22 protein-coding genes are annotated in these 25311 nt (G+C 41.4%); 9 read left to right on the top strand and 13 right to left on the bottom strand.

The features are described 5' to 3' along the window. Positions 1–60: 60 nt before the first annotated feature. Positions 61–819, bottom strand: a complete 759-nt coding sequence (locus AABK40_RS06675) for a patatin-like phospholipase family protein (protein WP_332920644.1) — start codon at positions 817–819, stop codon at positions 61–63. Between the two features lie 76 nt (positions 820–895). On the opposite strand from AABK40_RS06675, the gene AABK40_RS06670 reads away from it, so the two are divergent. Further along, positions 896–2686 (top strand): GAF domain-containing protein, encoded by a 1791-nt coding sequence (locus tag AABK40_RS06670; protein WP_338398007.1) that lies wholly within the window; start codon positions 896–898, stop codon positions 2684–2686. A gap of 89 nt (positions 2687–2775) precedes the next feature. Then, positions 2776–3507: a hypothetical protein gene (locus AABK40_RS06665; RefSeq protein ID WP_338398006.1), complete on the top strand. Its 732-nt coding sequence runs from the start codon at positions 2776–2778 to the stop codon at positions 3505–3507. A gap of 41 nt (positions 3508–3548) precedes the next feature. Here AABK40_RS06665 and AABK40_RS06660 read toward each other — a convergent pair whose 3' ends face one another. After that, positions 3549–5273: a GNAT family N-acyltransferase gene (locus AABK40_RS06660; RefSeq protein ID WP_338398005.1), complete on the bottom strand. Its 1725-nt coding sequence runs from the start codon at positions 5271–5273 to the stop codon at positions 3549–3551. A 527-nt stretch (positions 5274–5800) separates the two neighbouring features. Here AABK40_RS06660 and AABK40_RS06655 point away from each other — a divergent pair. Beyond that, positions 5801–6139, top strand: coding sequence for a PadR family transcriptional regulator (locus AABK40_RS06655; protein ID WP_332920640.1), 339 nt, complete (start codon positions 5801–5803; stop codon positions 6137–6139). Then, positions 6136–8532, top strand: a complete 2397-nt coding sequence (locus tag AABK40_RS06650; RefSeq protein WP_338398004.1) for a GIN domain-containing protein — start codon at positions 6136–6138, stop codon at positions 8530–8532. The genes AABK40_RS06655 and AABK40_RS06650 overlap by 4 nt, the downstream gene beginning before the upstream one ends. Before the next feature lie 22 nt (positions 8533–8554). On the opposite strand, the gene AABK40_RS06645 is transcribed toward AABK40_RS06650, so the two are convergent. From AABK40_RS06645 to AABK40_RS06630, 4 genes are read right to left on the bottom strand one after another with little or no spacing between them, the layout of a single operon-like run. Beyond that, on the bottom strand, positions 8555–9787 hold the full coding sequence (locus AABK40_RS06645) for a glycosyltransferase family 2 protein (RefSeq protein WP_338398003.1): 1233 nt from the start codon (positions 9785–9787) through the stop codon (positions 8555–8557). After that, on the bottom strand, positions 9777–10955 hold the full coding sequence (locus AABK40_RS06640; RefSeq protein ID WP_338398002.1) for a glycosyltransferase family 4 protein: 1179 nt from the start codon (positions 10953–10955) through the stop codon (positions 9777–9779). Before AABK40_RS06640 ends, AABK40_RS06645 begins: the two co-directional genes overlap by 11 nt. 1 nt (position 10956) lies before the next feature. Beyond that, complete coding sequence (locus tag AABK40_RS06635; protein ID WP_338398062.1) at positions 10957–11865, bottom strand: glycosyltransferase family 2 protein; 909 nt, start codon at positions 11863–11865, stop codon at positions 10957–10959. Next, positions 11855–13036: a glycosyltransferase family 2 protein gene (locus tag AABK40_RS06630; RefSeq protein ID WP_338398001.1), complete on the bottom strand. Its 1182-nt coding sequence runs from the start codon at positions 13034–13036 to the stop codon at positions 11855–11857. The genes AABK40_RS06635 and AABK40_RS06630 overlap by 11 nt, the downstream gene beginning before the upstream one ends. A gap of 122 nt (positions 13037–13158) precedes the next feature. Here AABK40_RS06630 and AABK40_RS06625 point away from each other — a divergent pair, with 122 nt between their 5' ends. The 3 genes from AABK40_RS06625 to AABK40_RS06615 all read left to right on the top strand — a co-directional run bounded on the left by AABK40_RS06625 (position 13159) and on the right by AABK40_RS06615 (position 15729). Beyond that, complete coding sequence (locus AABK40_RS06625) at positions 13159–14094, top strand: sulfotransferase family protein (RefSeq protein WP_338398000.1); 936 nt, start codon at positions 13159–13161, stop codon at positions 14092–14094. A 44-nt stretch (positions 14095–14138) separates the two neighbouring features. Continuing rightward, entirely contained in the window at positions 14139–14666 is a 528-nt protein-coding gene (locus AABK40_RS06620; RefSeq protein WP_332920634.1) for a ferritin, read from the top strand. Between the two features lie 172 nt (positions 14667–14838). Further along, positions 14839–15729 (top strand): DUF6089 family protein, encoded by an 891-nt coding sequence (locus AABK40_RS06615; protein WP_332920633.1) that lies wholly within the window; start codon positions 14839–14841, stop codon positions 15727–15729. A 341-nt stretch (positions 15730–16070) separates the two neighbouring features. Here the strand turns inward: AABK40_RS06615 and AABK40_RS06610 are convergent, their stop codons facing one another. The 3 genes from AABK40_RS06610 to AABK40_RS06600 all read right to left on the bottom strand — a co-directional run bounded on the left by AABK40_RS06610 (position 16071) and on the right by AABK40_RS06600 (position 19979). After that, positions 16071–17492 carry a YfcC family protein gene (locus AABK40_RS06610; RefSeq protein WP_338397999.1) on the bottom strand — a complete coding sequence of 474 codons (1422 nt, stop codon included), beginning with the start codon at positions 17490–17492 and terminating at the stop codon, positions 16071–16073. Between the two features lie 137 nt (positions 17493–17629). Beyond that, complete coding sequence (locus AABK40_RS06605; protein ID WP_332920631.1) at positions 17630–19300, bottom strand: AMP-binding protein; 1671 nt, start codon at positions 19298–19300, stop codon at positions 17630–17632. Positions 19301–19466: 166 nt separating this feature from the next. After that, on the bottom strand, positions 19467–19979 hold the full coding sequence (locus AABK40_RS06600) for a hypothetical protein (RefSeq protein WP_338397998.1): 513 nt from the start codon (positions 19977–19979) through the stop codon (positions 19467–19469). Positions 19980–20078: 99 nt separating this feature from the next. Between AABK40_RS06600 and AABK40_RS06595 the strand changes: the two genes are divergently transcribed. Together AABK40_RS06595 and AABK40_RS06590 are read left to right on the top strand one after the other, a co-directional pair. After that, a complete protein-coding gene (locus AABK40_RS06595) occupies positions 20079–21317 on the top strand; it encodes a nucleoside recognition domain-containing protein (protein ID WP_338397997.1) in 1239 nt (412 codons plus the stop codon). A gap of 130 nt (positions 21318–21447) precedes the next feature. Further along, entirely contained in the window at positions 21448–21897 is a 450-nt protein-coding gene (locus tag AABK40_RS06590) for a DUF7832 domain-containing protein (protein WP_332920628.1), read from the top strand. 11 nt (positions 21898–21908) lie between these two features. On the opposite strand, the gene AABK40_RS06585 is transcribed toward AABK40_RS06590, so the two are convergent. The 4 genes from AABK40_RS06585 to AABK40_RS06570 all read right to left on the bottom strand — a co-directional run bounded on the left by AABK40_RS06585 (position 21909) and on the right by AABK40_RS06570 (position 25309). Next, positions 21909–22568 (bottom strand): M48 family metalloprotease, encoded by a 660-nt coding sequence (locus AABK40_RS06585; protein ID WP_332920627.1) that lies wholly within the window; start codon positions 22566–22568, stop codon positions 21909–21911. A gap of 272 nt (positions 22569–22840) precedes the next feature. Beyond that, positions 22841–23443, bottom strand: a complete 603-nt coding sequence (locus AABK40_RS06580) for an OmpH/Skp family outer membrane protein (protein WP_332920626.1) — start codon at positions 23441–23443, stop codon at positions 22841–22843. Between the two features lie 99 nt (positions 23444–23542). Beyond that, positions 23543–24295: a rhomboid family intramembrane serine protease gene (locus AABK40_RS06575; protein WP_338397996.1), complete on the bottom strand. Its 753-nt coding sequence runs from the start codon at positions 24293–24295 to the stop codon at positions 23543–23545. A 111-nt stretch (positions 24296–24406) separates the two neighbouring features. After that, a complete protein-coding gene (locus tag AABK40_RS06570) occupies positions 24407–25309 on the bottom strand; it encodes a histone deacetylase family protein (protein WP_338397995.1) in 903 nt (300 codons plus the stop codon). Positions 25310–25311 lie beyond the last annotated feature (2 nt).

Here is a 25311-nt window from a genome sequence, read left to right as displayed (position 1 = left end):
TTGAGGCTCAAAATTACTTTTTAATTAGAGAAATAAAAACTGAGCCTACAAATAAACTTTTTACAGATGTGAATCTAAATAACGGGAAGCATATTCATAACCAATCTGAAAAATCTGATCAAGGCGCTTCATTTCCAAGGCTTGAAAATCACAAAGTAATGGTGGCTCAATAAACCAGTTACACCATTTTTGGCTATTTTTCACATTGGCACCAACGGCCATCAGCAGGCATCTTTCAATATTTTTTTTGATGGTCAGCAGCTCGTCCCCCTTCTTAACCACATTGCAATGGCTTCCCACAATAAAATCTGCACGGCCCAGAATCGCCTCCACGGGTAAATTATTCAACATCCCACCATCCACATACTGCTTACCGTCAATAATAATCGGGGCAAAAATGCCCGGCAATGCACAACTCGCCATTAGCGGTGCATATAAATCCCCCGACTGAAAATACTTCACTTGCCCATCGGTCATATTAATTGCACAAATAGTCAATGGCTTTTCGAGGGCTTCAAAAGTGCGTACAGGGAGATACTGATCAAATAAAGGTGTAAGCTGATGCAAGTCCAATAATCCTCGCCGATTCCATGCTGGCTTGAGCAGCTTTCTAACCGTAAGGGTTTTAAAGATTTCGAGGGTATCATCAGGGGAAACTCCCGCCGCATAAAAGCAGGCAACAAGTGCCCCAGAACTGGTGCCCGCAACGATATCGAAATTTATTCCACGAGCCTGCAGCGCCTTAATTACCCCCAAATGAGCAACACCCCGCACCCCTCCGCCAGAGAACACTCCACCTATGGAAGAATAATTTTTCATAAGATTATCATATATTAAAAAAAATCACTATAATTATATCAATATATCTATTTTTTAGCTAATCTGATTTAAGATTATGATATTTTCCACATTTTTCAACGGGGAAAGACATCAACACCTGGACGGTCACCAACGCAATAATTTGCATGCGACGGTCATTACCTCTTGTAACATGCTGGCCCTTGCTGCCACCTGTATGACTTTCCTATTTTATGGCCACTCACAGCATTTATGGCTGCCAGGGCTCGAAATGCTTGTCGCTTTCACCTGCCTTGCATTAGCATGGCGCGGCGCGGCGCAATCAGCAGCTAACGTTTTGGTCTTTGGTACTGCCATCAATATTATGCTGATTTCTATTGCTGATACAGCCTTAGGACAAAGCCCAAGGTTACCCATCATCCTGATGCAGATTGTGGCTGTGATTTTACCCTTCGTGATTTTCTCACTGAAAAATAAAGCGCAGCTGGTCGGTAGTGTTGCCTTTACATTGGTATGCTTTCTTCCGCCCTATTTCACTCCAGAATTTATCGACCCTGAAGGTCATATTTTAGGCGTTAGCGGCAGCTTTTTCTATAAAGTATTCTCCGCAGGCACCGCCTTAAACATCTTCTTTTTGGTTGGTCTGATGGAGTTTTTCGCACACAAACAACGTCAGAATAACGGAAAGCTGGTAAGCGAAATGGAAGAAAAGCAAACGACCCTCGCTGTACAATCCAAAGAGATGAAAGACTACCTTGAGGAGATTGAAAAGCAGAAAAAAGAAGACGAGCATAGGCAATGGATTATCTCGGGCATCTCTGAAGTAGATGCTTTACTGAGATCAAATTTACAAGACCAAGAAATGCTTGATGCGCTTGTGCATGAAGTGGTGAAGTACACGGGATCGGTACAGGGAGGTCTGTATCTTGTAGAGCAGAAAGAAGGTAAGGATCTTTTGCGATTGTCCGCTGCATATGCTTATGACCGCAAGAAATTTATTGATGGGGAGATTCAGATTGGTGAAGGACTCATCGGGCAGTGTTATCTTGAGCGCGAGCCGATCTTCCTGACGGATGTACCAAATGATTACGTGAAGATTACTTCTGGGCTCGGTGAAGCCAACCCAAGATGCATCGCCATTCTTCCAATGATTTACAATGAGGAAATTGTGGCCGTCTTTGAATCTGCTGCTTTTAATGTGCTGAACAAATATCAGATGGAGTACCTGAAGGCTGTTTCCTCTTCTATTGCAGCCTATTTGGTGAACAGAAAAGTGGCCGCACGCACAAATATCCTACTGAAGGAATCGCAATTGGCAACGGAACAACTTCGGGCACAGGAAGAAGAAATGCGCCAGAATATGGAAGAGCTGCATGCAACACACGAGCAAATGACCCGCATGCAGGACGAGCAGAAAAGTCAGCATGACCGAATGTTAAACGAGCAGAAACAGCATGCCAATGTGTTTACCAAAATCTTTAATGAAGTACCGAATAAGCTTTTCATGAAAGATGATGAATGCAGAATGATTATGGTTAATGAGGCGGTTTGCAAGGCTCATAATTGTACTGCAGAGGATTTATTGGGCAAATCGGACTTAGACTTTTTCGGAGAGAAAACAGGTACACCGATGGTTGAGGAGGAGAAGGAAATCATGCGCACAGGCATGAGGGAATATCGCCAAACGGAGCTATCGGAAATTGCAGGTGGCAAGACCAAATACCTCAGAACGATAAAAATGCCATTTTATATCGACTACCTCGGCAAAACAGGTCTTTTGGGAATTCAGTTTGATGAAACTGAAAAATATGAAAATGAAGACCGTATTCGTCAGCTGGAAGAAGAATTAATGAAGCTGAAAAGTGCGACAAATGCCGCCGCGAAATAATTGGACAACCCTCCAGCTGTTCGCGTAAAATATACCCTAAACGCCAAGGAAAATCCCTTGGCGTTTTTTATGTTTAAGAAAAAAATATAATGCCTGACAAATTCCTCAAAATTTTACTGATCTCCTGTTTGTTATTTTCTGTTCAAACGGCAAAAGCCCAGTTCGGCCTCTCTGCAACTTATTTTTTCAGCAAGCAAGGCGATTTCTCCAATCCCATCACTCCCTTTTCTTTTAGAGGCTGGGGGCAGCAATGGGGCTTAGTTGGCATAGAAACGGGGGTTACGCTCTTTCGGATGGGAGGAATGAATATCAAAAATTCAGCCCTTGAAAGCTCAAACTCTTTGGTCAACCCTTTCTTCTCCTTAATGGTACCCGTGGAGCTCACTTTCAGCATCCCCACCCCCTTGGGCGTTTTTCAACTGCGGGGCGGCGGCTTTGGATACGGCAATTTAGACCTCAGCACCCATGAAGGGAATTTTGACCGAGCCTTCAAATCCACTTACGACTGGAAGCTGGCCAATGCGGCCATAGAAAATGATAATGGCTTGGGCTACGGCTATCGGGCAGGCCTTGGTTATATGGTGGATATCAACAGCCAATTGAGCCTGACAATGGAAGCCTCTTACCTTTCGGGACAAAGTCAGTATGCGTGGAGAGGAACCGTTGTGGGGATGGATCAGTCTGACCAATTACAGGAGCTGGCTTTTTCGGAACCCGATGCCCAGCTTGATTTTACAGGCTATGAAATCTCCGTTGGGGTGATTATCAATACGGGTAAAAAAGGGCGTTCCAAGGGTGGGAAGAAGCGCCGCAGGAGATAAAAAAAAGCTAAGCAGTTGATCACTACTTAGCTTTTAAGGAATTAAACATCCATATTTTTGGTTAAATCAGCGAGCTGGTCCTGAGGAATATCTTCCATATTAAGCAACAAAAATCCATCAATGGCATCGTTAAAATCTGGATCGACATTAAAGGCCAGAATTTTACCACTTTGCTTAATGTATTTTTTCAGCAGAATCGGCACACCGTGGTGTTTCGGATCCACATCACCAATCAATTTATCGAATCGTTGGAAATCATCACCTGTAAAATCCCAGAGTGGCTCATGATCAAGGTCTGAAAGATCGATCTTGAATTCATTCAATGGGTGAATCAATTTCGCCAACTCATGATCGAAATAATATTTCTTCACAAACTGAGCAATCAGGCTTTTCGATAAATCGGTGTATTCATTAGAAATACTTACTGGGCCCAACAGGTACTGATAATTATTCTTTTCAGAAAACATCAATGACAATAACCCCTGCCACAACAAATACAATGGCAAACGTTTCAACTGATATTCGCTTCTTACGAAAGAACGGCCAAGCTCACATCCTCTCTCCAGATAATGGCTGAAGGCTGGATCCATGTGAAATAATGAACTGGTATAAAATCCTTTGATACCATATTTGTTCATAATTTCCTGCCCTTTACCAATACGGTAAGAACCTACAATTTTTTTATTTTCAGTATCCCACACAAAAAGGTGGTGATAGTACAAATCATACTCATCCAAATCCACTGCCTTGTTGGTGCCCTCTCCTACTGCTCGGAAAGTGATCTCACGCAGACGGCCAATTTCACGCAATATATTTGGAATACGTCGGGAAGAGGAAACGTAAGCATCATAAACACTGTTGGTCAAAACCTTCAGGTCTTTGATTTCTTCCAGCTCTTGCTCAATAACAGACACCGGAACCGCGTCAATAATTTCTTCTACCTCCAGGTCTTTGTCTACATTACTGGCAACAATAGAGGTTTTATTGAAAAATCCTTCTGAATTGATTTGCGGCTCAAGCAGGCAACCGAGCATCATGGTTTTAACACGAAGGAACCTTGAGAAACGATTGGCATCCTTGAAATTTTGCTGTTCTTCTACAGAAATTGGATTACCGATACGCATTCTGAGGGTTTTACGCCCTGGTGTTGCCCATTTGCTTAAATCAAGTTCCTTATCCGATTTTGAAGCTTCCATCAGGTGGAAGAACACATCGTTTTGCCCTTGAATATAAATGGGGATGATCGGTACATTAGCATCCCTAATCTCCGAAAGTAAAGAAAAATCCCACTGTCGATCGGCAATTTCTTTGTCATCGGTATAGTAACTTTCCACATTCCCTGAAGGGAAAAGCCCCAAGCCTTGCTCCTTACTGATCGATGCTTTCAACACCTCCGAGAAAGACTCCTTATCATCGGTTAAATAAGGGGAAAGCGCCTCAATATTTACACTCCGTTCTTCTCCAATCATGAAGTCGTCACGGCGAGCACTGACTAAATGTAATAATGCCATGAAATCCACATATCCGAAAGGATTGTTACTCACGGTCACGAATGCACCTGATTTAGGTATTCGACGAAGTTCCCTTGGGTTAACTTCAATATCTATATTTAAATCATCAAAGAAAGTATCGAAGAAACTGTGTCCCTGCTGATCATTCTCCAACCCTTTGGAGTTGAAGGTCTGAAACAATGAGGATGTCTCTAACTTCAACGCCCCTTTATTCAAGGCTTCGTAAAACTCCTTTTTTGAAATATCTCTTTTCATAAATGATAATAATCCCGCTGTTCCGCTATTTTTTTGATCAATAGCAGGAACCTAAAAGTCAATAATGAACTAACCTGAAAAAATAACACCAGATAATGTGGTTAGTTTTAACAGACTCATATTGTAATTGAATCCGCAATAATACAAAAATTTAAATCAATAGGCTATTTATGCCTCATTAACTAAAGATCAAAAATTAGTGACCTGTATTTTTTGATACAATTTTTAGGTGCTACATTAATACAAGTGTAAATTATTCATCTTTACCCTAAAATATTAATGTAAAATAATGAATTTATTTTTTGAATCACGCTGATATCAAACGAATATTTAATATTGCGGCAATTTTTCAAAGTTACATTTGATTTACTGAACGCAGTGTCCTCCTACGAACATTTTATAACTATTCAAACACCACCAATAGAATAAGATCAATAAAATGCATTCTTTTATGAAAATACCATGAATCAGCCTTGACAAATAAACTGATTGTCCGTAAAATTACATTAACAAATAAATACAAATGTATGGACAATAAGCAGGCTCAACTAATTTCAAACGAGCACTTTATTGCTTTTTACACCTTGTTGCTTTGCAAAAATGAAAAACAAAACATCAACAGGGTGATCAATGAATTAAAAGCAACGGGTGTATTATGGGTTGAAGGTATTTTTTTTCCCACGGTGTATCGGCTCGGGGCACAAGGATTCATTGAAAAATTAGCCCCTCAGGCAGAGGACAGCCCAAATACCAGCTACCTCCATATTACTGAAGCGGGAAAAGCCCAATTAGCGCAATGGCTTGACCATTGGCACCAATTACAAAGCAAAACTACCTACATCATAGACCAAGCGGAACAAAAATGAAAAAAAGCCTAAGCATAAGCATTGGTGGAATCATCTTCCATATAGATGAAGACGGCTACCTGATTTTAAACGAATACCTTGAAAATATCCGTCAGCATTTCTCGCCTTACCCTGACAGCTACGTGATCATTGAGGATATTGAAAATCGTATTGCGGAAATTTTCATGGGTAAACTTGATGAGCAAAAACAGGCCATCACCCTTGAGGATGTTGAGGAACTCATGGAAACCCTCGGGAGTATCAATGATTTTGAAACGTTCGATAACAATAGTCAATACAGCTCGAATACCACTCAGGAGGATGAGGCGGAAGACTTTCAAGTACATAAACGTTTCTTCAGGGATACGGGCAGAAAAGTGATCGGTGGCGTCCTTGCTGGATTGGGCAGGTATTTTCACGTCGATCCACTATGGATCCGCATCGGCTTTCTGATCTTCTTTTTCGGCTTCAGCCTCGTCCCATCATTGGCGGCGGCATTTGCCATCATCTATTTGTGTCTTTCACTGATACTTCCTGAGCGGGTGGAATTTCCTGAAGATAAAAATGACCGACAGATTTTCCGTAATCCCGATAATAAGGTTCTTGGGGGAATTTGCTCTGGCATCGCCGCTTTTTATAAGCTCGATGTGATGATTATCCGATTGATTTTTGTAGCCCTCATTTTCTTTGGTGGGTCAGCAATATTTATCTACCTGATATTATGGGCATTGCTTGAGGAGGCGAACACGCCAAGCCAAAAGGTGAAAATGCAAGGGCAGCCCATCAATCTGCAAAACATAGAGCAAAGCATTCGAAAAAGCCTCAAAAACCTTGAGGGGCAGGAAACCAACCTGACCAAAATATTACTGCTTCCGTTTCGGGTACTGAGCGAAGTTTTTAAGTTTCTACAAAAAGCACTCGGCCCTGTTTTCGGTTTACTGATTGATATTGTCAGGATCGCCTTTGGTGCCATGACCTCCCTTGTCGGGATTAGCCTGCTGGTAACCATCGTGGTCGCGCTCTTAATCCGGTCGAACTACTACTTTCCGATCCAAAATCACCTGCCCTTCGACATCCAGCTCTTTACCTCCATGGTTTCTCCTGCCCTTACTGGAGTCGCATTTTTGATTCTGATCATCCCAAGTCTGTACTTAATCTTTTTGGGCATCATGATCCTTTCGAGAAGGGTATTTGGCAATCCTGCTTTTCATATCAGCATGTTTGTATTTTGGGGAATTGCTTTGGTGAGTGGCTTTATTTTAGGCCCAATGGAGATGGCCAATTTTAAAAGTAAAGGCACTTTTGAACAATTGACGACAGCGGAAATCCCTCAAGACAGTTTACTGACCATTCAGGTAAATGAAAATAATGGGGTGGATTTCAGCCAAGTGAGGCTCAATATTCAGCATTATAAAGGGTCAGAGATCAAACTTGAACAACAAATCACGGCATACGGACCCAATCCGCAGGAAGCAAAAGAATTTGCCAAACAGATCAGCTATAATGCACTTTTCAATGAAGGCACCTTAATGCTCGATCAGTATTTCGCTTTTCCAGAAGTGGGTACCTACCATATGCAACACGTTAAACTCAATCTTTTCTTGCCTGAGGGGCTGAAGTTCAAAGTCGGCCCACAGGTACATCATATTCTTGGTAGCAGAGGTCGGGACATGCCCTACTTGAGTACCAATAAAGAATATAAAGTGGCCAACGGAAGAATCAGTTGCATGGATTGCCCAAAAGAAGCAAGCTTTGTCCCTTCAGAAGTTACGGATTATATCCATGGCTATTATGAAAATATACCGATTGAAAAATGTGATGAACTGGAAGTGAACGGCGCGTTTGAGGTTGAACTTATTCAGTCAGCAGATGAATTCCTGATCGTCAATGGGGATGAAGAACTGGTCAATAATACGGAAGTAGCCATCAATCAAAACAAAATTACCATTGGCACAAGAGGAGGCGGCTGGCTTAACAACAGCGGAAATGGTATTCGCGTCATCATTTCCGCGCCTAAAATTCGTCACATCAAATTGGGTGGAGCATGTGAACTCGAGACAGAAAAGGAAATTAACTATAAGCAGCCTGTGAGCATTTCTGCCACGGGAGCCTCCAAGGTATTTTGTGAGGGGCGGTTTTACAAACTGGAAGCCACGGCCTCGGGTGCTTCAAAAATGTCTTTTACAGGATTTGCGGAACAGTCCGATTTTCAGGCGGCGGGAGCTTCAAAAATTGATGCGATTGACCTGAGAACAGCAGAGGTAAAATGCCGTGCCTCGGGTGCTTCAAAAATAAAAGTTTGGGCAGAAAAAAACCTGAAAGCTGATGCTTCAGGTTCATCAAAAATTCAGTTTAAAGGCGAGCCACGATCTGAAACTTCAAGCTCTGGTGCTTCCAAAGTTTCTCGGTACTAACCGCCAATAAGTCATGAGGGCATCAGGGTGTTGTACTTGATGCTCTCACGGCTTTATCCCATTTTACAGATTGTTTTCCTTTCAGCAACCTTGCCACCCCCATATAGACCGACAGGTTCATCATTACAAAATAATAGGGAACGAAAAAACCCTTGATTTTAATCTTCTTGTTTTCTAAGATTTTCCCTAAAAATGCCAGAAAATAAAAGGCCAGCTGTGCATTGAAAAGTACCCCGTAAATGATTTCATGCTCATGAAGGATGAGGAAAAAATTACTCACCAAAATCAGTGGCAATGCCAACGGGGCAAGGGTCCAACGCAAAACGCGATGTGAAATATACTGAAATGACAACAGCCCGTGTTTAAAAATATTGAGCAAGCCACCTAAACGGTAAATGCTCTGTAGCCCACCTGCTGAGATCCGTACCTTGCGTTTCATCTCTTCCTCCACATTTAAAGAAGCCTGCTCCATGGCTTTTGCTTCAGGCGCATAAGCAACACGGTAACCCTTCGCGGCAATTTTCAGTGAAATCATGAAGTCATCAAGCAGGGTATCCGAAGGCACAGGCTCATAGAGCGATGTCCGTACCGAGAACAGCTCTCCTGCAGCACCAACCACCGAATATAACTGATAATCCCACTTCTTGAGTTGAGATTCATATTTCCAGTAAATACCTTCTCCTGCCCCACTTGCTTGCTCTTCGGCAGCCATGGCTATGCCTTTCTCCCCTGCCACTGCCCCGACTTTTGGATTGGCATAACACTGAACGATTTCCATAACCGCTTCAATATTCAGCATGGCATTGGCATCAGAAAAAATGGCGATATCACTTTTCACCATTTGCATCGCTCGGTGCATGGCAGCAATCTTCCCCGCACGTTCATCACTGTGCCACGAAGTCACCTGCCCCGAATATTGCTGAACAATGTCCACTGTTTTATCATTGGAGCCATCAGTAACAAACCAAAATTCTATCTTATCCTTGGGGTAATCCACCTGAAGGGAATTCAGTATTTTATCTTCAATATAGTCCTCCTCATTATATGCTGCCACAATAAAAGTAACCGTCGGCAAATTCTCCCTCGTAAACTGAAATTTCGCCTCAGGACGAAGCCATTGCTTCATTTTTACCATAAAAAAAAGCAACACCCCATATCCGATATAGGTGTAAGTCACCACAACGATTCCCGTCCATAAAATAATTTCCCAGCTATTTATAGCCTGTTGATAAGGAAGCGTAAAATTAAGTTCCATAAGTATCTTTGGTTAGGTTAATGTCTGCCGATTGTCGGGAGTTTTGAGTAAATTCTTGATAAGCCTCCAAAAGTTGCTGCGCCGTTTTCGCCCATGAAAAAGCAAGTGCCCGCTGCAAGCCCTTTTCTTTATATCGCTGAAGTAGCACACGGTCTGCGGTTAATTGCTGAATGGCGGTGAAGATTTCTTCCACATGATGAGGATTGACCATCATCGCTGCATCTGCCGCAATTTCTGGCATACAGGAACAATCTGAAGTAATCACGGGTGTTCCACAGGCCATACTCTCGATAATGGGCAAACCAAAACCCTCCTCCAGACTCGGAAATAAAAACACCGTAGCCAAACCATAAACCACTGGAAGGTCAGCGAAAGAAATATAGGAAGGAAAATAAAAGTGATCCAATAACTGCTCATCTCCCGATTTTTGCAAGATCGATTTCACCGTTTCCTGACTGATATTCGGACAAACCAATGGTAACGGTGAACCGCTGTTTTTGACGTAGCACAAATAAGCCTGAAGCATGTTCCCCGCATTTTTCCGAGGGTGCTCATTCCCAATAAAAAAGACAAAGTCTGAAGGCAGCTGATAATGATTTTTTACCCGCTGCCGGCGGATTTGCTCATTTTCTTCCTTAAATATTGGATTCAGTCCATTGTAAAGCACTTCAATTTTTGACTCACAGGCGGGATAGCGGTTGATGATCCGCTTGCGCTCTGTTGCTGAGACCGTAAAAATTTTTGTCGAACGATTCACTGCTGAAGGCACCACCTGCCGACGATAGGCATTGCCGATATTTTGGTACCACGTTCCTTCAAAAAGACCAGCATCAAAAAATATGATATCGTGCAGGGTCAGGAAAAGTGGAACTGACAGGGAGGTCGGTGCTGTATTACTTGTGCAATGGAGTAAATCAAGCTGATAATTGGCAACCGCCCGCGGCAAGGCAAATTGTTCCCAATCCAGCTCTGTAAACGCACTCACAAGCACCAAATTAAAATTGGTCTGAAAAACGATACAATTCATGTCCTCTCCCTTCTTGGCAAAAACGAAATACTCATTTTCCGTATCCAATTCCTGTAACGCCTTCAGGGTTTCCAAAAGAGCAATCTCAAGGCCATGCTTTTTTGCCCTAAAAATCCGACGTGCTTCGATACCTATTCGCATATTATTGAAATTTTTCAGATTTGGATTTCATTCCTTTCAAATGCCACTGAACCGCCTCGATCAACGACCTGCAGTGTTGCCACTCCTTTTTTAAAGCATGCTGTAGTAGCCCTTTGGGAAAAGCGAACAGACTAAAATACAAACCAAAAGCGGTACGCTGAACTTTTGTAAAGTTCCGTTTCACAAACAAAATCCTGTTACGGTTCATATAATAAGTTTTAAAAGGGCTGTTTTTACCTACTGATGAAGATTCCCGATGAAAAATTTCTGCCATGCCATTATAAAAAATTCTGTAGCCCTGTTTCTTAAACATGGCGCCCCAGTCCAATTCTTCATAATATAAAAAATACAATTCAGGCATTGGCCCAATTTTATTAATTACATGCCGTGGGACCATCATAGCGGCACCGTGTGGAAATGCCGTTTCCTGCGCAAAGTTAAATTGCCCCTCATCCTCCTCCTTGGCGCCAAAAGTTGAATTTCGTGCTGTCCACGGACTCATATCAGTCGATCCAGCATACTGAATCAATCCTCTTGGCTGATCAAATTTTATTTTCGGACAAACCATCCCGATGGTTTCATCTGCTTTCAAGGTCGATATCAATTGATCCATCAGCCCAACAGTGAACAGGGTATCGTTATTGACAAAAAACAAATACTCCCCGCGGGCGGCCTCAATACCCACATTATTCCCTCCTGCAAAACCTAAATTCTGATCTAGCTCAATGACTTTCACTTCAGGGAAATCGGCATGAATAACCGCTGCTGGGCGCTCCTTGGAGTGATTATCGATGATGATAATTTCAAAATTTTCCGTAGCCGTCGTATAAATAGAGCTTATAAAATCCATCGTCATTGCAAGGGAATTATAATTAATTGCAATGATGGACACAAGAGGGTTATTTGACATCATTAGAGCTATGGGTTGTATGAATAAATTTTTTATTTGCCCCTTTCACAGAAAACAATGCTTTGAGCATCAGAAAAAAAGTTTTGGGCAAAAGGGCCATCGCAAAAATCAATTTTCGGTTCATCATCGATTTTGGGATCGCCAGAATTACAGACAACACCGTTAGGCCGACAATGGCTGCCCATGCCTGAAAACTGCCAAAATAAGGGACAAAGGCTGATAAGGCAGTAAATAAAAACATAAAGCCTAAGAATAATAATCTTGGAAGCTGACTGTTACGAACGACCGCATTATCGAAAAAAGACAAATTACCATCCCTGAACAACAGTAAAATAGCCTCTACAAAATATTTCCTTAAATAAACAAACTGTGTGGAAATCCAACGCCGCCGCTGATTATAAAAGTTGTTGCTATTTTGGACTTTCTCATCATAGGTAATTGCTTTTGTATCGTAAAGCACCTTCACGCCTTCTCTTAACAGTCGAAGCTCTAATTCACGGTCAAAGCCTCCAACGGAAGCCATTTGTGAGAGTATCCTTTTGACCATCCGATATCGAAAAGCCATCCCAGATCCTATTAGTGGACAAGAAAAACCCAGTGCTAAATGTCCTGATCGATAAATATGATTATTTATCGCCTCACTCAGACCATCCAATACAGCCATATCATTATTGTCATTCTTGGCCATCCGTTGCCCCTGAACAGCCCGAAGCTCTTGATCAACAAACAGGGCATTCATCCTGCTTAAACAACTTTTCTCCATGATGTTATCAGCATCAAGAATCATGGCAAGATCATACTGATCCCCAATGGCTTCTATGGCAAAATTCAAGGCTTTGACTTTGGTCGATTGCTCAAAATTGACCTCAATCACTCGAACAGGGTATTGTTTGAGGTCCTCAAGAGTATCGGAACGGAAGCCGTCGGCTATAACGACGATTTCAAAAAATTCAGTAGGATAATCCTGCGCCAAATTCCCCCTCACCACCGAGGCAATCACCTCATCCTCCTTATAGGCAGGAATAAGGACTGCGATTTTGTTAAATGCCTTTCCTTGCGGTACTGCTTCAACTTTCCGAGGCCGATAAAACTTCCCACTGAAGCTGAATAAGAACCAATATAATGCGTTGAAGCCAAAATAAAAGATAAGTACGTTGCTGAGTATTTCCATAGCAAACTGTACGATTATCATCAGTATATTGACAATATAACAAATAGCAAAAGGTCACTGAAGATGTGATAAATCGAATAAAATCGCACCAACCAATAGCATCGTTATAGGTAGTATTAATTATGGAAACGCAACAAATAACCTTACTCCCAGACTTCATCATTATTGGTGCAGGAAAAGCTGGTACAACCTCCCTTTACCACTACCTTGATCAACACCAAGATATATTCATGTCGAAGGTAAAAGAGCCCAACTTTTTTGCCTTGGAAGGAGAGCATCTTGACCACCAAAAAGAGGATCCAAAACAGTTGAACCACTACCCGTGGGCAGTTACTGACTTGCAACAGTACTGTGACCTGTTCAAAGATGCCAGCCCAACACAGTCAAAAGGCGAAGCCTCCACGATGTATCTTTACAGCAAAAAAGCGGCAGAAGGCATTCAAAATCGATGCCCAGAGGCAAAATTGATGGTCGTCTTGCGCCAACCTGCCGAAAGGCTATATTCGCGATATTTGCATCTGGCACGTGAAAATCGGACGCCAACGGATGATTTCGCTGATGTACTAAAAAAAGATAATATTTACTGGGAACGACAGGATTTAGTCCCAAGTGGCTTTTATGCTGATCACCTATCGTATTATTTCAACCGATTTGACCGCAATCAAATCATGGTGATTTTTCATGAAGAGCTGTTGAATAATCCTCATAAAGTTATGGAACAGGTCAATGATTTTCTTAACTTGTCGCCTTATAATTATGATTACAACAAGAAATTCAATAAATCTGGCTACATCAAGAATAAAAAGCTTGACAAGTTGTTTGGGCAAAATAGCGTGGTGAAATCAAGCCTGAAAAAGGCCGCCCCTGCTGTATTTCGGTTTATAAAGAAACAGCGCATCGTGAAAAAATTTGTTGGTGACCTGCGAGATAATAATCTGCACCGTCCAAAATTGGATAAATCACTAAAAATGCAAATTACAAACGACATCTATCGTAAAGACATCGATAAACTTGAGCAGTTATTGAATATTAACCTTGATCATTGGAAACAATTCTGATCAAAAAACTATCAGTAAATAAAGAATCAATCAACATACAACAAATGGAATACCGTAGCTTATCAAAGAATACTGAAGATTTACTAAACGCACAAGTGGCAATGGAGGCGAAAGCTTCTTTCATCTACTTAGGGATGGCTTCTTGGTGCGAAAGAAATGGCTTTGAGCATTCTGCTCAGTTTTTCTATGAACAATCAGATGAAGAGCGTCAGCATATGCTGAAAATTTTTACTTATATCAATGAAGTGGGTGGAAATGCTGTGAGTCCAACCGTGCAGGATGTTCCTCAATCATACGATTCTTTGAAGTCGTTATGTCAGGCCTTTTTAGGTCATGAAGTTGAGGTTACTCAGTCGATCAATAAACTGATGAGCCATTGTTATCAGGAAAGTGATTTCATCACCATTAACTTCTTGCAATGGTTCGTAACAGAACAGCGTGAAGAAGAAATGACAGCCCGCAGAATTTTGGATTTCTTCGAGGTGGCAGGAAATGACGGTGTGGCACTTTACATGATTGATAAATCCATTGGTGATTTAGCTAATGGTGGTGGAGCCGACTCAGGAAATTAATGAATCACCCAAATTCATTACATGATAATTAGGTACTTTAAGTCTAAAATATTGATATATTTTAGACTTTTTTCCTGTTATTATTAATTTTTTTTCGTTTTTTTGGATAGTAATAGCCGTTCGGTCTTTTCTACAGCTTTACCAAAACGCTTTTATAACCCTACATCAATTTATGAGAATTAAATCTACTCTTTTTATCCTGCTCTTCTCCCTGATATATTGCACAGAAGCATTTTCACAAAGCTACCGTGTGCGTGGCGGTGATCGTAAATTTGTATTTACTGCAGGAACGGGAACAGCCAACTACCATGGCGATTTAGCAAATGATGGTCAGTTTTGGGCTAAACCTAACCTAACAGTTGGATTAAGATATCGTTTTTGGGATCGTCTTAGTATTTCTGGCGACGTTACCTATTTCACTCTTGAAGGAGATGACGCCAAAGCCAACAGTGAAGGACGAAAAAACAGAAATCTGAATTTTCACTCCCATAATGTAGAATTCACCTCTACATTACATATTGATCTATTCCCAGTACCTACCCGATTTTACGCTCGTAGAGTTGTCAATCCATATTTCTTTATCGGTATTGGAGGGGTAACGGTAAATCCAACGACTGAATTGGACGGTACAAAATATAAATTGAGAAATGTAGTGACGGAGCCCGACCAAAGTTATAGTGGCGTAACCTATGTAATTCCGATGGGTTTTGGCTGTAGTTTCAAAATCTCCCCTTTTGTCAACCTTGCTGTTGATGGTGGTTACCGTTTGACTGGTACAGATTATTTGGATGATGTTTCCGGACCGAGATATGTTGCTTTTGATTCAGAGTCTATCGAATCAAGGTTATCTGATAGAAGCCGTGAAATATTTGGCAATGACGTTGATCGTTATTATTCTAATCAGCCAGAAAACAGACAGGTTCGTGGTAACCCAGAAAATAACGATGGATATTTCTTGATGAATGTTCGGGTAGAGTATCTGTTTGCTTTTGGTGCAGGTGGAAGACGATACAAGAAATCACGAGGAAGCAAGCGATACAAATCACGTAGAAGAAGATTCTAAAATATTTAAGGTTATAAATGACAACAGCCATCTTACGATGGCTGTTTTTTTTATCGTTTAGTTTTTCGATCCCACCGAGACCACTTAACATCAATATTGCTCAAAACCTATCCTATACCCAATCACTTTGATAAGCATACTTTGCTGAAAACCCAAAAAAGCCTGCAACACGTACGCGTTGCAGGCCTTTAATATCGTTATTGATAATCATTACGTGGCATGTGGTGTACGCCAAGGATACCCTACCCTGCTCACACCTTTATTCATGCTGCTTTATTCACAGCCGCCCTAAGAGAGACAATAAATCATTGATAGTTTTGTTATAAGACCGTGTTTGATCTTTATAACATCACACCAAATCCGAGTGTTAGCAATATCACTATTAACACGATAAAAAGATAAGGAAGGACCCATTTGAAATACGATCCATAAGACACCTTTCCAATAGCGAGGCCACCCATTACCACTGCTGAAGTAGGTGTAAACAGGTTCACAAACCCCGAAGCAGACTGATAAGCCGTTACCACCCAGTGGGCATCAACGTTTGCAAAAGAAGCCAAAGGTGTCATAATAGGCATCGTCAGTGTTGCTAAGCCTGAAGTGGAAGGAATAAAAATGGAAAGGAACAATTCAAGGAAAAACATTACACAGACAAAGATAGAGCTACTCAAGCCTGTAATTGCCGCTTCTGCATAGTGCAACACGGTATCAATAATAAGTCCGTCATTCATCACAACTGTGATACCTCGACTAATCCCAACGATGAAGGCAACCCCAAGCATATCACGTGCTCCATTTACAAAATGTCCAGCAATTTCACTTTCTTTCATACCGATCAGTAAACCAGTTAAAATACTCGACACAAAAAACAAAGCATTCAGTTCATCAAACCACCAGCTTAAAGTAGGAATTGCGGTAATTCCCAAATCCTTAAAAGGAATCACACCCCAAATCATGATGACAAAGGTTAGGGTAAACATCGTCAGCACGATTTTTTGTTTGCCTGTCATGGCTTCAGGAGTTGCTGTATCAGCTTGCTCAAGCATCTCTTCAGAAGGTGCATTTTTTACTTTTTTAGCATATCGCATGACAAAAGCAGAGGTAATTGCCCAAAGGACTACCCACATGAATACGCGAACCATGATGCCATCCCCAATAGAAATTCCCGCAAAGCCTGAGGCAATTGCAGTAGCAAAAGGGTTTACAGTACTACATAGAACGCCAAATCCTGCCCCTAACATGATCGTCCCAATCGCTGTTTTGGCATCAAAACCTGCCGACCTGAAAACGGGAATCAGGATCGGATAAAATGCCAGGGTCTCCTCTGCCATTCCAAAGGATGTCCCTCCCAATCCGAAAAGAAAGATCAAGACGGGGATCATCAATTGTTCTTTGCCTTTCATGGAGCCCAGCACCTGATGCACTCCAGCATCAATGGCTCCTGTAGACATCACAATGCCTAAGAATCCCCCGATCATCAGAATAAACACCGCCACATCAATGGCTTTATAAAAACCGACAATGGGTGCTTTCACAACTTCAAAAAATCCCTGAGGATTGGATTTTACATTTTCATAACTTCCTGGAACAGGTAATAAGTGACTGTCGGTATTACCAATGGCCTGCTGAGGTGTCAGGGTAACGGAACCGTCTTTAGACGTGTAGGCATATTTCCCCGTAGGAAGGACAAAAGTAAGCCCTGCAACCAATACAATAATGGCTAAGAGAATTGTATAAGCAGAAGGTAATTTGATGGTTTTCATTCTATTTGTTATCGCTAATAGTAAATCAAACCACAAAATTAAGTAGAATTAGAGAAGATATCACCCTCAAAGAAGAAAATGGCATAAAAAAAGCACAAACAAAATGTTTGTGCTCGTCAGTATTTCTATAATGATAATTATTCTTTCAATTTTCGTCTGAGGATTTTTCCGACATTCGTTTTGGGCAGCTCAGCTTTAAAAGCGACCTCTTTTGGAACCTTGTAAGCGGTAAGCTGGGCTTTACAAAATTCAATAACTTCATCCGCGGTGAGGGAGTCGTCTTTCTTCACCACAAAAACCTTCACCTTTTCCCCGCTCCGCTCGTCGGGAATACCTATCGCCCCGACTTCCAATACCTTCGGGTGCATGGCGATCACATTTTCAATTTCATTGGGAAAAACATTAAAGCCAGACACCAAAATCATTTCCTTTTTACGGTCCACAATCTTAAAAAAGCCATCATCATCCACCGTCGCAATATCGCCAGTTTTCAACCACTCTCCGTCAAACATTTCATTCGTCGCCGCTTCATTTTTCCAATACCCCTTCATCACCTGAGGCCCACGAACCCAAAGCTCACCATGTTCACCATGGGGCACCTCAACGCCCTCATCACTCATAATTTTCACCTCAGTTGATGGAAACGGCAAGCCAATAGAACTCATTCGATGGTTACCGTCCAAAGGGTTAATGGTGATTCCTGGAGAAGTTTCCGTCATGCCATAAGCCTCCGCCAATGGACATCCTGTGGCTTCTTCCCATTTTTGTGCTACGGCATCCTGAACCGCCATACCACCACCAAGTGTCACTTTTAATTCATCGAAATTAATCATTCCAAAATCAGGATGGTTCAGCATCGCATTAAAGAGGGTGTTTACCCCTGAAATCATATTGAAACGGTGCTTACTGATCGTTTTAATAAAAGCGGGAAGATCTCGCGGGTTGGTAATCAGAATATTTTTACCGCCAAGCTTAAAAATCAAAAGGCAGTTGGCCGTCAATGCAAAAATATGATACATCGGCAAAGCCGTAACGATAATTGCACCACTTGCAGGCAGAACGGGCTTAACCCATGCGGTGCTCCCTTCGAGTGCGGCAATAATATTTCGGTGGGTCAGCATCGCCCCCTTTGACAAGCCCGTGGTTCCGCCAGTGTATTGTAAAAAGGCAATATCCTCAGCCGCAGGCTTAATTGTATTCAGTGTTTTCTTTTTACCAATATCAAGCACTTCCTTGAATGAGACCGCATCAGGAAGGTGATATTTAGGTACCATCTTTTTGACATGCCGCACCACTAAATTGACAATAAAGCCTTTTAGTGTCCCCAACATATCGCCCGTTCCAGTTACAATCACGGTTTCAATATCGGTATTGCGAACGATCGTCTGTAAATTGTAGGCAAAATTTTCGTAAATCAAAATCGCCTTCACCCCTGCATCTTTAAATTGATGCTCCATTTCCCGAGGAGTATACAGTGGATTGGTATTTACCACCACCAGGCCAGCACGCAATGCCCCCCAAAGTGCAATAGGATACTGTAGAAGGTTTGGAATTTGAATGGCAATTGCATCGCCTTTTTTCAAACCTAATTCCTGCTGAAGGTAAGCCCCAAAATAACGGGAATACAGTTCCAATTCAGCATAAGTCAATTCCTTGTCAAAATTATCAAAAGCAACTTTGCTGTTATGCTGTTCGACCGTTTCCTCAAATAGGTCGACTAAAGATTCATACTTTCCAGGGTCAATATCAAAGGGAACTCCTTCGGGGTAATTTTTCTGCCAAAAAAAGGCTTCATGCTGATTTTCCATGGTTTAGTTTGGGTCTTGTTGTTAGTAGGTTAATAGAAATTACGTATTTTATAACTAAAATCACACCTAAAGCCCCTCCGATTTCTTTCTAAAGTCCAAAAAAAATGTCCAACCGAAGCAATCTTCAGTTGGACATTAAAATTTTTGCAGTTTTTCCGCTCCTATCTTACTCGCTCTTTACAAAGGTCCAGTCAAAATTATTATCCGATTGATCCGTGTAATTCACCTCAAAACGGCTCGGAGAAATACTTTTCAAATTGTACAGCGTATTCATTGTAGAGTCAATTCCAACCACATTAATGTCAGTTACAAATTGCTGATCATCATCTCGGTGATTGATATTCCAAATTCCATCAGGAATGAGCAAAGTATCTTCGTCCTGTGTTGGGCAGGATACTTTTGTCCGAATCCAATAGCCAAGCGGTTGCGTGAGTTGCACATTAAACAGGCTGTCAATTTCCGCATATTGCTCATTCAGCACGAAAATTTCGCCATAGTCACAGGCCTTTACGTCACTGACCTCCCCATTTACTTTTAACTGTACTGGTAACCAGGATTTCTTCCCGCCACCCGTTAAAATTTGCGTTACCTGATCAGAGTTGAATTGAGGGGTGTCCAGTTCCCCACAGGCCATCAGCGAGGCAAGGCCAAGAATTATTGCGAAAGTGATTTTTTTCATAGTATTATTATTCCTCACAAAGAAAAACATTTCCCATAAAGGCTAAAAGAAACAACAGATCAAATATCTTTGTATTCAGATTATTTTTTTCTCCGAATTATGATACTTAACTATATTTGGATTGCGCTATTTGCAATCGCCTTTATTTTCACTGTTCTGCAAGCCCTATTTTTTGGTGACTACACGCTATTTTCAGCAGTAGTAGACAAAATTTTTGAAATGTCGAAAACGGGTTTTGAAATCTCCCTGATGCTGACAGGTATTATGGCTTTCTGGCTCGGGCTCATGAAAATTGGGGAAAAAGCAGGTTTAATTAAAATCATCAATAAGCTGGCAGGTCCTTTCTTTCAGCGTTTATTTCCAGAAATCCCCAAAGACCATCCAGTCCTGACGCCAATCCTTCTGAACTTTTCAGCCAATATGCTCGGGCTCGACAACGCCGCGACTCCACTTGGCCTTAAAGCGATGGAAGGGATGCAGGAGCTAAACCCGAATAAGGACACGGCCTCCAATGCACAGATCATGTTTTTGGTGCTCAACACTTCTGGCCTTACCATTCTACCTGTCAGTATTTTGGCCTACAGAATGCAAATGGGAGCGGCCAATCCTGCGGATGTTTTTATTCCTATTTTACTGACGACCTTCATGTCTACACTGGGCGGACTCATCGCCGTTTCCATCTATCAAAAAATCAATCTTTTTGACAAAGTGATTCTATCTTACCTTGGTGGCCTGGTACTCTTTATCATTTCACTGCTCTTCTACTTTTCTACCCTCAGCCCTGAAAAACTCACCATGATTAGCAAGGTGGCTTCCAACGCCATTATCCTTTCCATCATATTCACATTTATCATTTATGGTTTTTTTAAGAAGGTAAATGTATACGAGGCATTTATTGAAGGTGCGAAAGAATCTTTTGATATCGCCATTACAATCATTCCATATTTGATTGCCATGTTGGTGGCCATTGGTGCTTTCCGCGCAAGCGGAGCAATGGATTTTTTCATTAATCAACTCACCCATGCGCTAAACTACCTTGGTGTAAATGCAGACTTCCTGCCCGCCTTGCCTACTGCCTTAATGAAACCACTCAGCGGTTCTGGTGCAAGAGGCTTGATGGTTGAGGCGATGGAGCACTACGGAGCCGATTCCTTTGTTGGCCGCCTGACCTCTGTAATGCAGGGCTCTACAGAAACCACCCTGTACGTCATCGCCCTTTACTTTGGGGCTGTAAATATCAGAAAAACCCGATATGCGATCACCTGTGGATTAATTGCTGATTTTATAGGAATTATATCAGCAATCGTGATATCTTATTTGTTTTTTCATCAAATTTGACCGAATTTTTACGTATATTTTTAATTCTACTGATCAGTTAATAACTGTATTAGTTGAAACTCAACCTTACATATTCGATATCACCTATTACTTTATTCGTAATAGGACTTGAATTAAATTTCATCTTGTGATGCCCAACGAAAATATTGACCTAAAAATTGGAGTTTGCATTGACCACGCGAAGCTTCACTTCTTGAATAAGTTTCCAGAAAGCCTGCCAATAGAGAATGCCTATCTCCACATTGGAATGTTTTTGGGGTGGCTTATTGATAGTGAGCTTACCTCTGAATACTTTGAAGAAGAAGCGGAAACGGAAATTTTCAGATTCAAACTCAGAGACTTAAGTCCGATGATCCTGAGTGAAATTTGGGGCGGAGCCCTGACCCACTCACTGATCAATGAAAAAGGCAACAATTTCGCGCACCATTATTATTGCAGTGGTGAATACCTGAAAGACTATGAACTCACCCTTGCCAATGGTCTGCCATCAATTTACCATGTAAAAGACAGCTGGAAAAATTATCAGAAAATCAGTGATATTTTAGACAAGCGATTTGAAAAATGGAATCACGCACAATAGCATATAACTTTTTACTTCACCACACAAGATTGCTGAATATTCAGGATTTGCTGTGGTGAAGGATAAAAATTCTTCAAACGATTACGATAAGTTTCAGGAAAAATTGAAGAATTGATCACGTAATTTTTTATCGCTGAAACGTGCGATGCGTACCCTTTGGAAACGGCAAAACTGTCCGCTACATACTCTGCCTTTCGCATATAATTCTTTGAAAACAGGTAGCCCAAACCAAATTGCGCCATCTGCAGCTTATTACGCTCACGGTAATCCATAATATGGCCAAGTTCATGTGCAATAAGCCCCACTAACACCTCACGTGGCGCATTCATAACGACCATCCCATTACACTCCTCCTGATTGTCACTTACTTTAATTACATAAGCCCTCTTGGCGGCGCTTCTATACAGCATATCCGCCTTCGGTTGCGCACACATTGAAATAGATTTCAACTTTGTGATTCTGAACTCAATCGGCACATTGGCCAACTCAGGATATTGTGGCAACACCTCTTTCACTACTTCCAATAGTTCCATGGGAACAATCTTGTTTGTGAAGCCATCAATGATGTTCTTTTTTCTGCCATCATTACCTTTTTTGGTCTCTGCAGTAGCAATTGCAGCATCAAAGCCTAAAATACTTAAAATAAAAAAGAAGAAGAGAATCGTTTTCATAGTCCAAATATTAGTCAGTAACTATGTTACAAGGATTACGCCAAGCCTCTTCAGAGAATTGATTCGGAGCATAAAATCCTCACAATGTGCTATTTCAGAATTTACAATGATAAACTAACTGATATATCCAAGCTAACGAAAAAAAACAGAAAAGTGCAAAAACAACTGAATATCACCGGATTAAATTTCAAAATGTATAATTGAATCAAAGAATTTGACCAAAAAAAAGCACTACATAATTGTAGTGCTTTTTTCCATCAGTTTAATGACGATTATTTTTTCTTGCTCTTAAATTCAGCATTCAAGCCTTCCAATACTTGATTGGTGATGTCCATTTTTGGATTGGCATATAAAACACCTGACCCTTTTGTGTAAGTCAATACCAAATCGTAGCTATTGGTTGATCCGTAGTTTTGCATGTAATTAGTAACTACAGAATCCAATTCGCCCAACATTTTATTGCGTTCCACTGCCAATGACTGGTTCAAAGACTGCTCATATTGCGCCAAATTTTCGCGCTTACGCATCAATTCTTCCTCTTTAGAACGTGCCTGATTGATCGTCAACGAACCTCTTGTATTCTCATACGATTTAAACTCAGCCTGAAGTCCCTGTGCTCTGTTCTGAAATTCCTTTTGGTATTTTTCAGTTTTCTTGGCCATTACCTCCTGCTTTTCTTTAAAAAAGCTGTAATTGTTGAGCAGCGTATCAGTATTCACATAAGCTACACGTAAACCTGCACCTGCAGCAGCCTGAACATTAGCCGAAGAAACAGTTGTAGGCGTTGTTGCCGTTGTATTAGGCTCATTACAAGAGTACAAAGTAAAAGCAGCACCCACCATCAGTGCGTTTATCGCCAACTTAAAATTTTTCACAGTCTATAAATTAATATTAAAAAAAGGTGGAACAAAGCTCCACAGCGGTACAATAATACAAAAAATAGACATAACTGACGTATAAATTACGTCGGGAATTTATAAATCTTTAGGCCGCTGATTCTTTTCTGTCGGTGGTTGCGGCTTCCCTTTTGGTTTGAATTTATAATTATAACTTAATTGCTTGGAGGAGGAATAGAAAAAAGGCACTTGCTTCGTTTCAAAAATATCTTTGGGAGCAGGTTGCTCATGATTTACCACCTGAAGCGAATGGGCAGGCTGAAGATTTCTAACAGGCACATTTCGATAATGAATGGCCGCTACAATGCCCGCAAATGAACCCAACAAATGACTTTCCCACGACACAGATGGATCGGTTGGCAGGACGCCATAAAGCATACCACCATAGAGGAAAAAGACTGACAAAGAAATGGCCACCGATTTAGAATCTTTCCGCAGCAGCCCACTAAAAAACAAAAAGGCCACCAAACCATACACTACCCCACTTGCGCCAATGTGATAGGCGCTTCTTGCGACAATCCAAACCCAAAATCCTGTAACAAAATAAATCCAAGTAAATACCTGCAATGCGATTCGCTCATAAAAATAAAACAAACCGATCCCTAAAACCAGCAAAGGAAATGTGTTGGAAATAAGGTGCATGAAGCCGCCATGAACCAAGGGCGAGGTAATTACGCCAACAGAGCCATTGAGGGTTCTTGGAAGAATTCCGAGAAAGCCCAAATCCAAGCCCATCATATATTCTGTAATTTTAACCAGCCACAGCAAACCAACAAACCCAAAAGTATATTGAATGCTGCGATGGAAAATTTTTGATTCCTGATCTATCATGAAATATGTATTAGTGTCTATTTTTTAAACTTCTACATTTATTCAAAAGATACCTCATTTTGGCCAAATCACTAAAAAATAATAAACTTGCCTATATATATGATAAAAAAACTAAAAATAAGTACTTTGAACCAAACGGTAAGTGTTGGCATGGGCATTCACGATGTCGGCAATTTTCTCTGAATACCCCCCGCCCATGCAGATTGTCATGGGAACATTATTGTTTTTAGCCCACTCGATCACCAGCTGATCGCGCCTTTTGCAGCCCTCAATCGTTAGGGAAAGTCGCCCAAGTTTGTCGGTAGCCAACACATCAACCCCCGACTGAAAGAAAATAAATTCAGGCGATACTTCTTTCATCAAAACCGCCAAGGCGTCCTGCAATACAGCCAGGTATTCTTCATCGTTCATCCCATCGGGGCAGCCAATATCCCAGTCAGACGCTTCCTTCTTCATGGGATAATTTTTCGCGCCATGCATGGAAAAAGTATAAACCCGATCCTGCTTGGCAAATATTTCCGCCGTTCCATTACCCTGATGCACATCGAGGTCAAGAATCAGAATCTTTTTCAGTGCATGTTGATCCAGCAGGTAATTCGCCGCAATCGCCTGATCATTCAGCAGGCAAAATCCTTCTCCTTTATCAGCATAAGCATGATGGGTTCCGCCCGCAATATTCATCGCAACACCTTGCCGCATGGCGAACTGAGTAGCCTCTATTGTACCTGCGGCGAGCAGAAATTCACGGTCAACCATCTCACGGCTCCACGGAAAACCAGATCGACGAATTTCCGCCTTACTCAACTGCCCATTTTCCAGCCTGTGCACATAATCCTCAGCATGTGTTTGAAGAATCCATTTTCGGGCATCTATACTGGGCTCAAAAAAATTCTCAACATTTACCGTACCTTCATAAAGTAATTGCTGAGGCAACAACTCATATTTCGCCATTGGAAAACGGTGGCCTTCGGGCAAGTTCAAACAAAAGGTCGGATGGTAGGCAATTTTCAGCATTC

This window comes from Persicobacter psychrovividus, assembly GCF_036492425.1.
In the GTDB taxonomy this organism is placed as follows: domain Bacteria; phylum Bacteroidota; class Bacteroidia; order Cytophagales; family Cyclobacteriaceae; genus Persicobacter; species Persicobacter psychrovividus.
This window is presented reverse-complemented; position numbering and strand designations above follow the sequence as displayed.

Bases quoted from the DNA above. Each gene is read 5' to 3' on its own strand.
- AABK40_RS06675 (WP_332920644.1), bottom strand. From the start codon at position 819: ATGAAAAATTATTCTTCCATAGGTGGAGTGTTCTCTGGCGGAGGGGTG.
- AABK40_RS06670 (WP_338398007.1), top strand. From the start codon at position 896: ATGATATTTTCCACATTTTTCAACGGGGAAAGACATCAACACCTGGAC.
- AABK40_RS06665 (WP_338398006.1), top strand. From the start codon at position 2,776: ATGCCTGACAAATTCCTCAAAATTTTACTGATCTCCTGTTTGTTATTT.
- AABK40_RS06660 (WP_338398005.1), bottom strand. From the start codon at position 5,273: ATGAAAAGAGATATTTCAAAAAAGGAGTTTTACGAAGCCTTGAATAAA.
- AABK40_RS06655 (WP_332920640.1), top strand. From the start codon at position 5,801: ATGGACAATAAGCAGGCTCAACTAATTTCAAACGAGCACTTTATTGCT.
- AABK40_RS06650 (WP_338398004.1), top strand. From the start codon at position 6,136: ATGAAAAAAAGCCTAAGCATAAGCATTGGTGGAATCATCTTCCATATA.
- AABK40_RS06645 (WP_338398003.1), bottom strand. From the start codon at position 9,787: ATGGAACTTAATTTTACGCTTCCTTATCAACAGGCTATAAATAGCTGG.
- AABK40_RS06640 (WP_338398002.1), bottom strand. From the start codon at position 10,955: ATGCGAATAGGTATCGAAGCACGTCGGATTTTTAGGGCAAAAAAGCAT.
- AABK40_RS06635 (WP_338398062.1), bottom strand. From the start codon at position 11,865: ATGTCAAATAACCCTCTTGTGTCCATCATTGCAATTAATTATAATTCC.
- AABK40_RS06630 (WP_338398001.1), bottom strand. From the start codon at position 13,036: ATGGAAATACTCAGCAACGTACTTATCTTTTATTTTGGCTTCAACGCA.
- AABK40_RS06625 (WP_338398000.1), top strand. From the start codon at position 13,159: ATGGAAACGCAACAAATAACCTTACTCCCAGACTTCATCATTATTGGT.
- AABK40_RS06620 (WP_332920634.1), top strand. From the start codon at position 14,139: ATGGAATACCGTAGCTTATCAAAGAATACTGAAGATTTACTAAACGCA.
- AABK40_RS06615 (WP_332920633.1), top strand. From the start codon at position 14,839: ATGAGAATTAAATCTACTCTTTTTATCCTGCTCTTCTCCCTGATATAT.
- AABK40_RS06610 (WP_338397999.1), bottom strand. From the start codon at position 17,492: ATGAAAACCATCAAATTACCTTCTGCTTATACAATTCTCTTAGCCATT.
- AABK40_RS06605 (WP_332920631.1), bottom strand. From the start codon at position 19,300: ATGGAAAATCAGCATGAAGCCTTTTTTTGGCAGAAAAATTACCCCGAA.
- AABK40_RS06600 (WP_338397998.1), bottom strand. From the start codon at position 19,979: ATGAAAAAAATCACTTTCGCAATAATTCTTGGCCTTGCCTCGCTGATG.
- AABK40_RS06595 (WP_338397997.1), top strand. From the start codon at position 20,079: ATGATACTTAACTATATTTGGATTGCGCTATTTGCAATCGCCTTTATT.
- AABK40_RS06590 (WP_332920628.1), top strand. From the start codon at position 21,448: ATGCCCAACGAAAATATTGACCTAAAAATTGGAGTTTGCATTGACCAC.
- AABK40_RS06585 (WP_332920627.1), bottom strand. From the start codon at position 22,568: ATGAAAACGATTCTCTTCTTCTTTTTTATTTTAAGTATTTTAGGCTTT.
- AABK40_RS06575 (WP_338397996.1), bottom strand. From the start codon at position 24,295: ATGATAGATCAGGAATCAAAAATTTTCCATCGCAGCATTCAATATACT.
- AABK40_RS06570 (WP_338397995.1), bottom strand. From the start codon at position 25,309: ATGCTGAAAATTGCCTACCATCCGACCTTTTGTTTGAACTTGCCCGAA.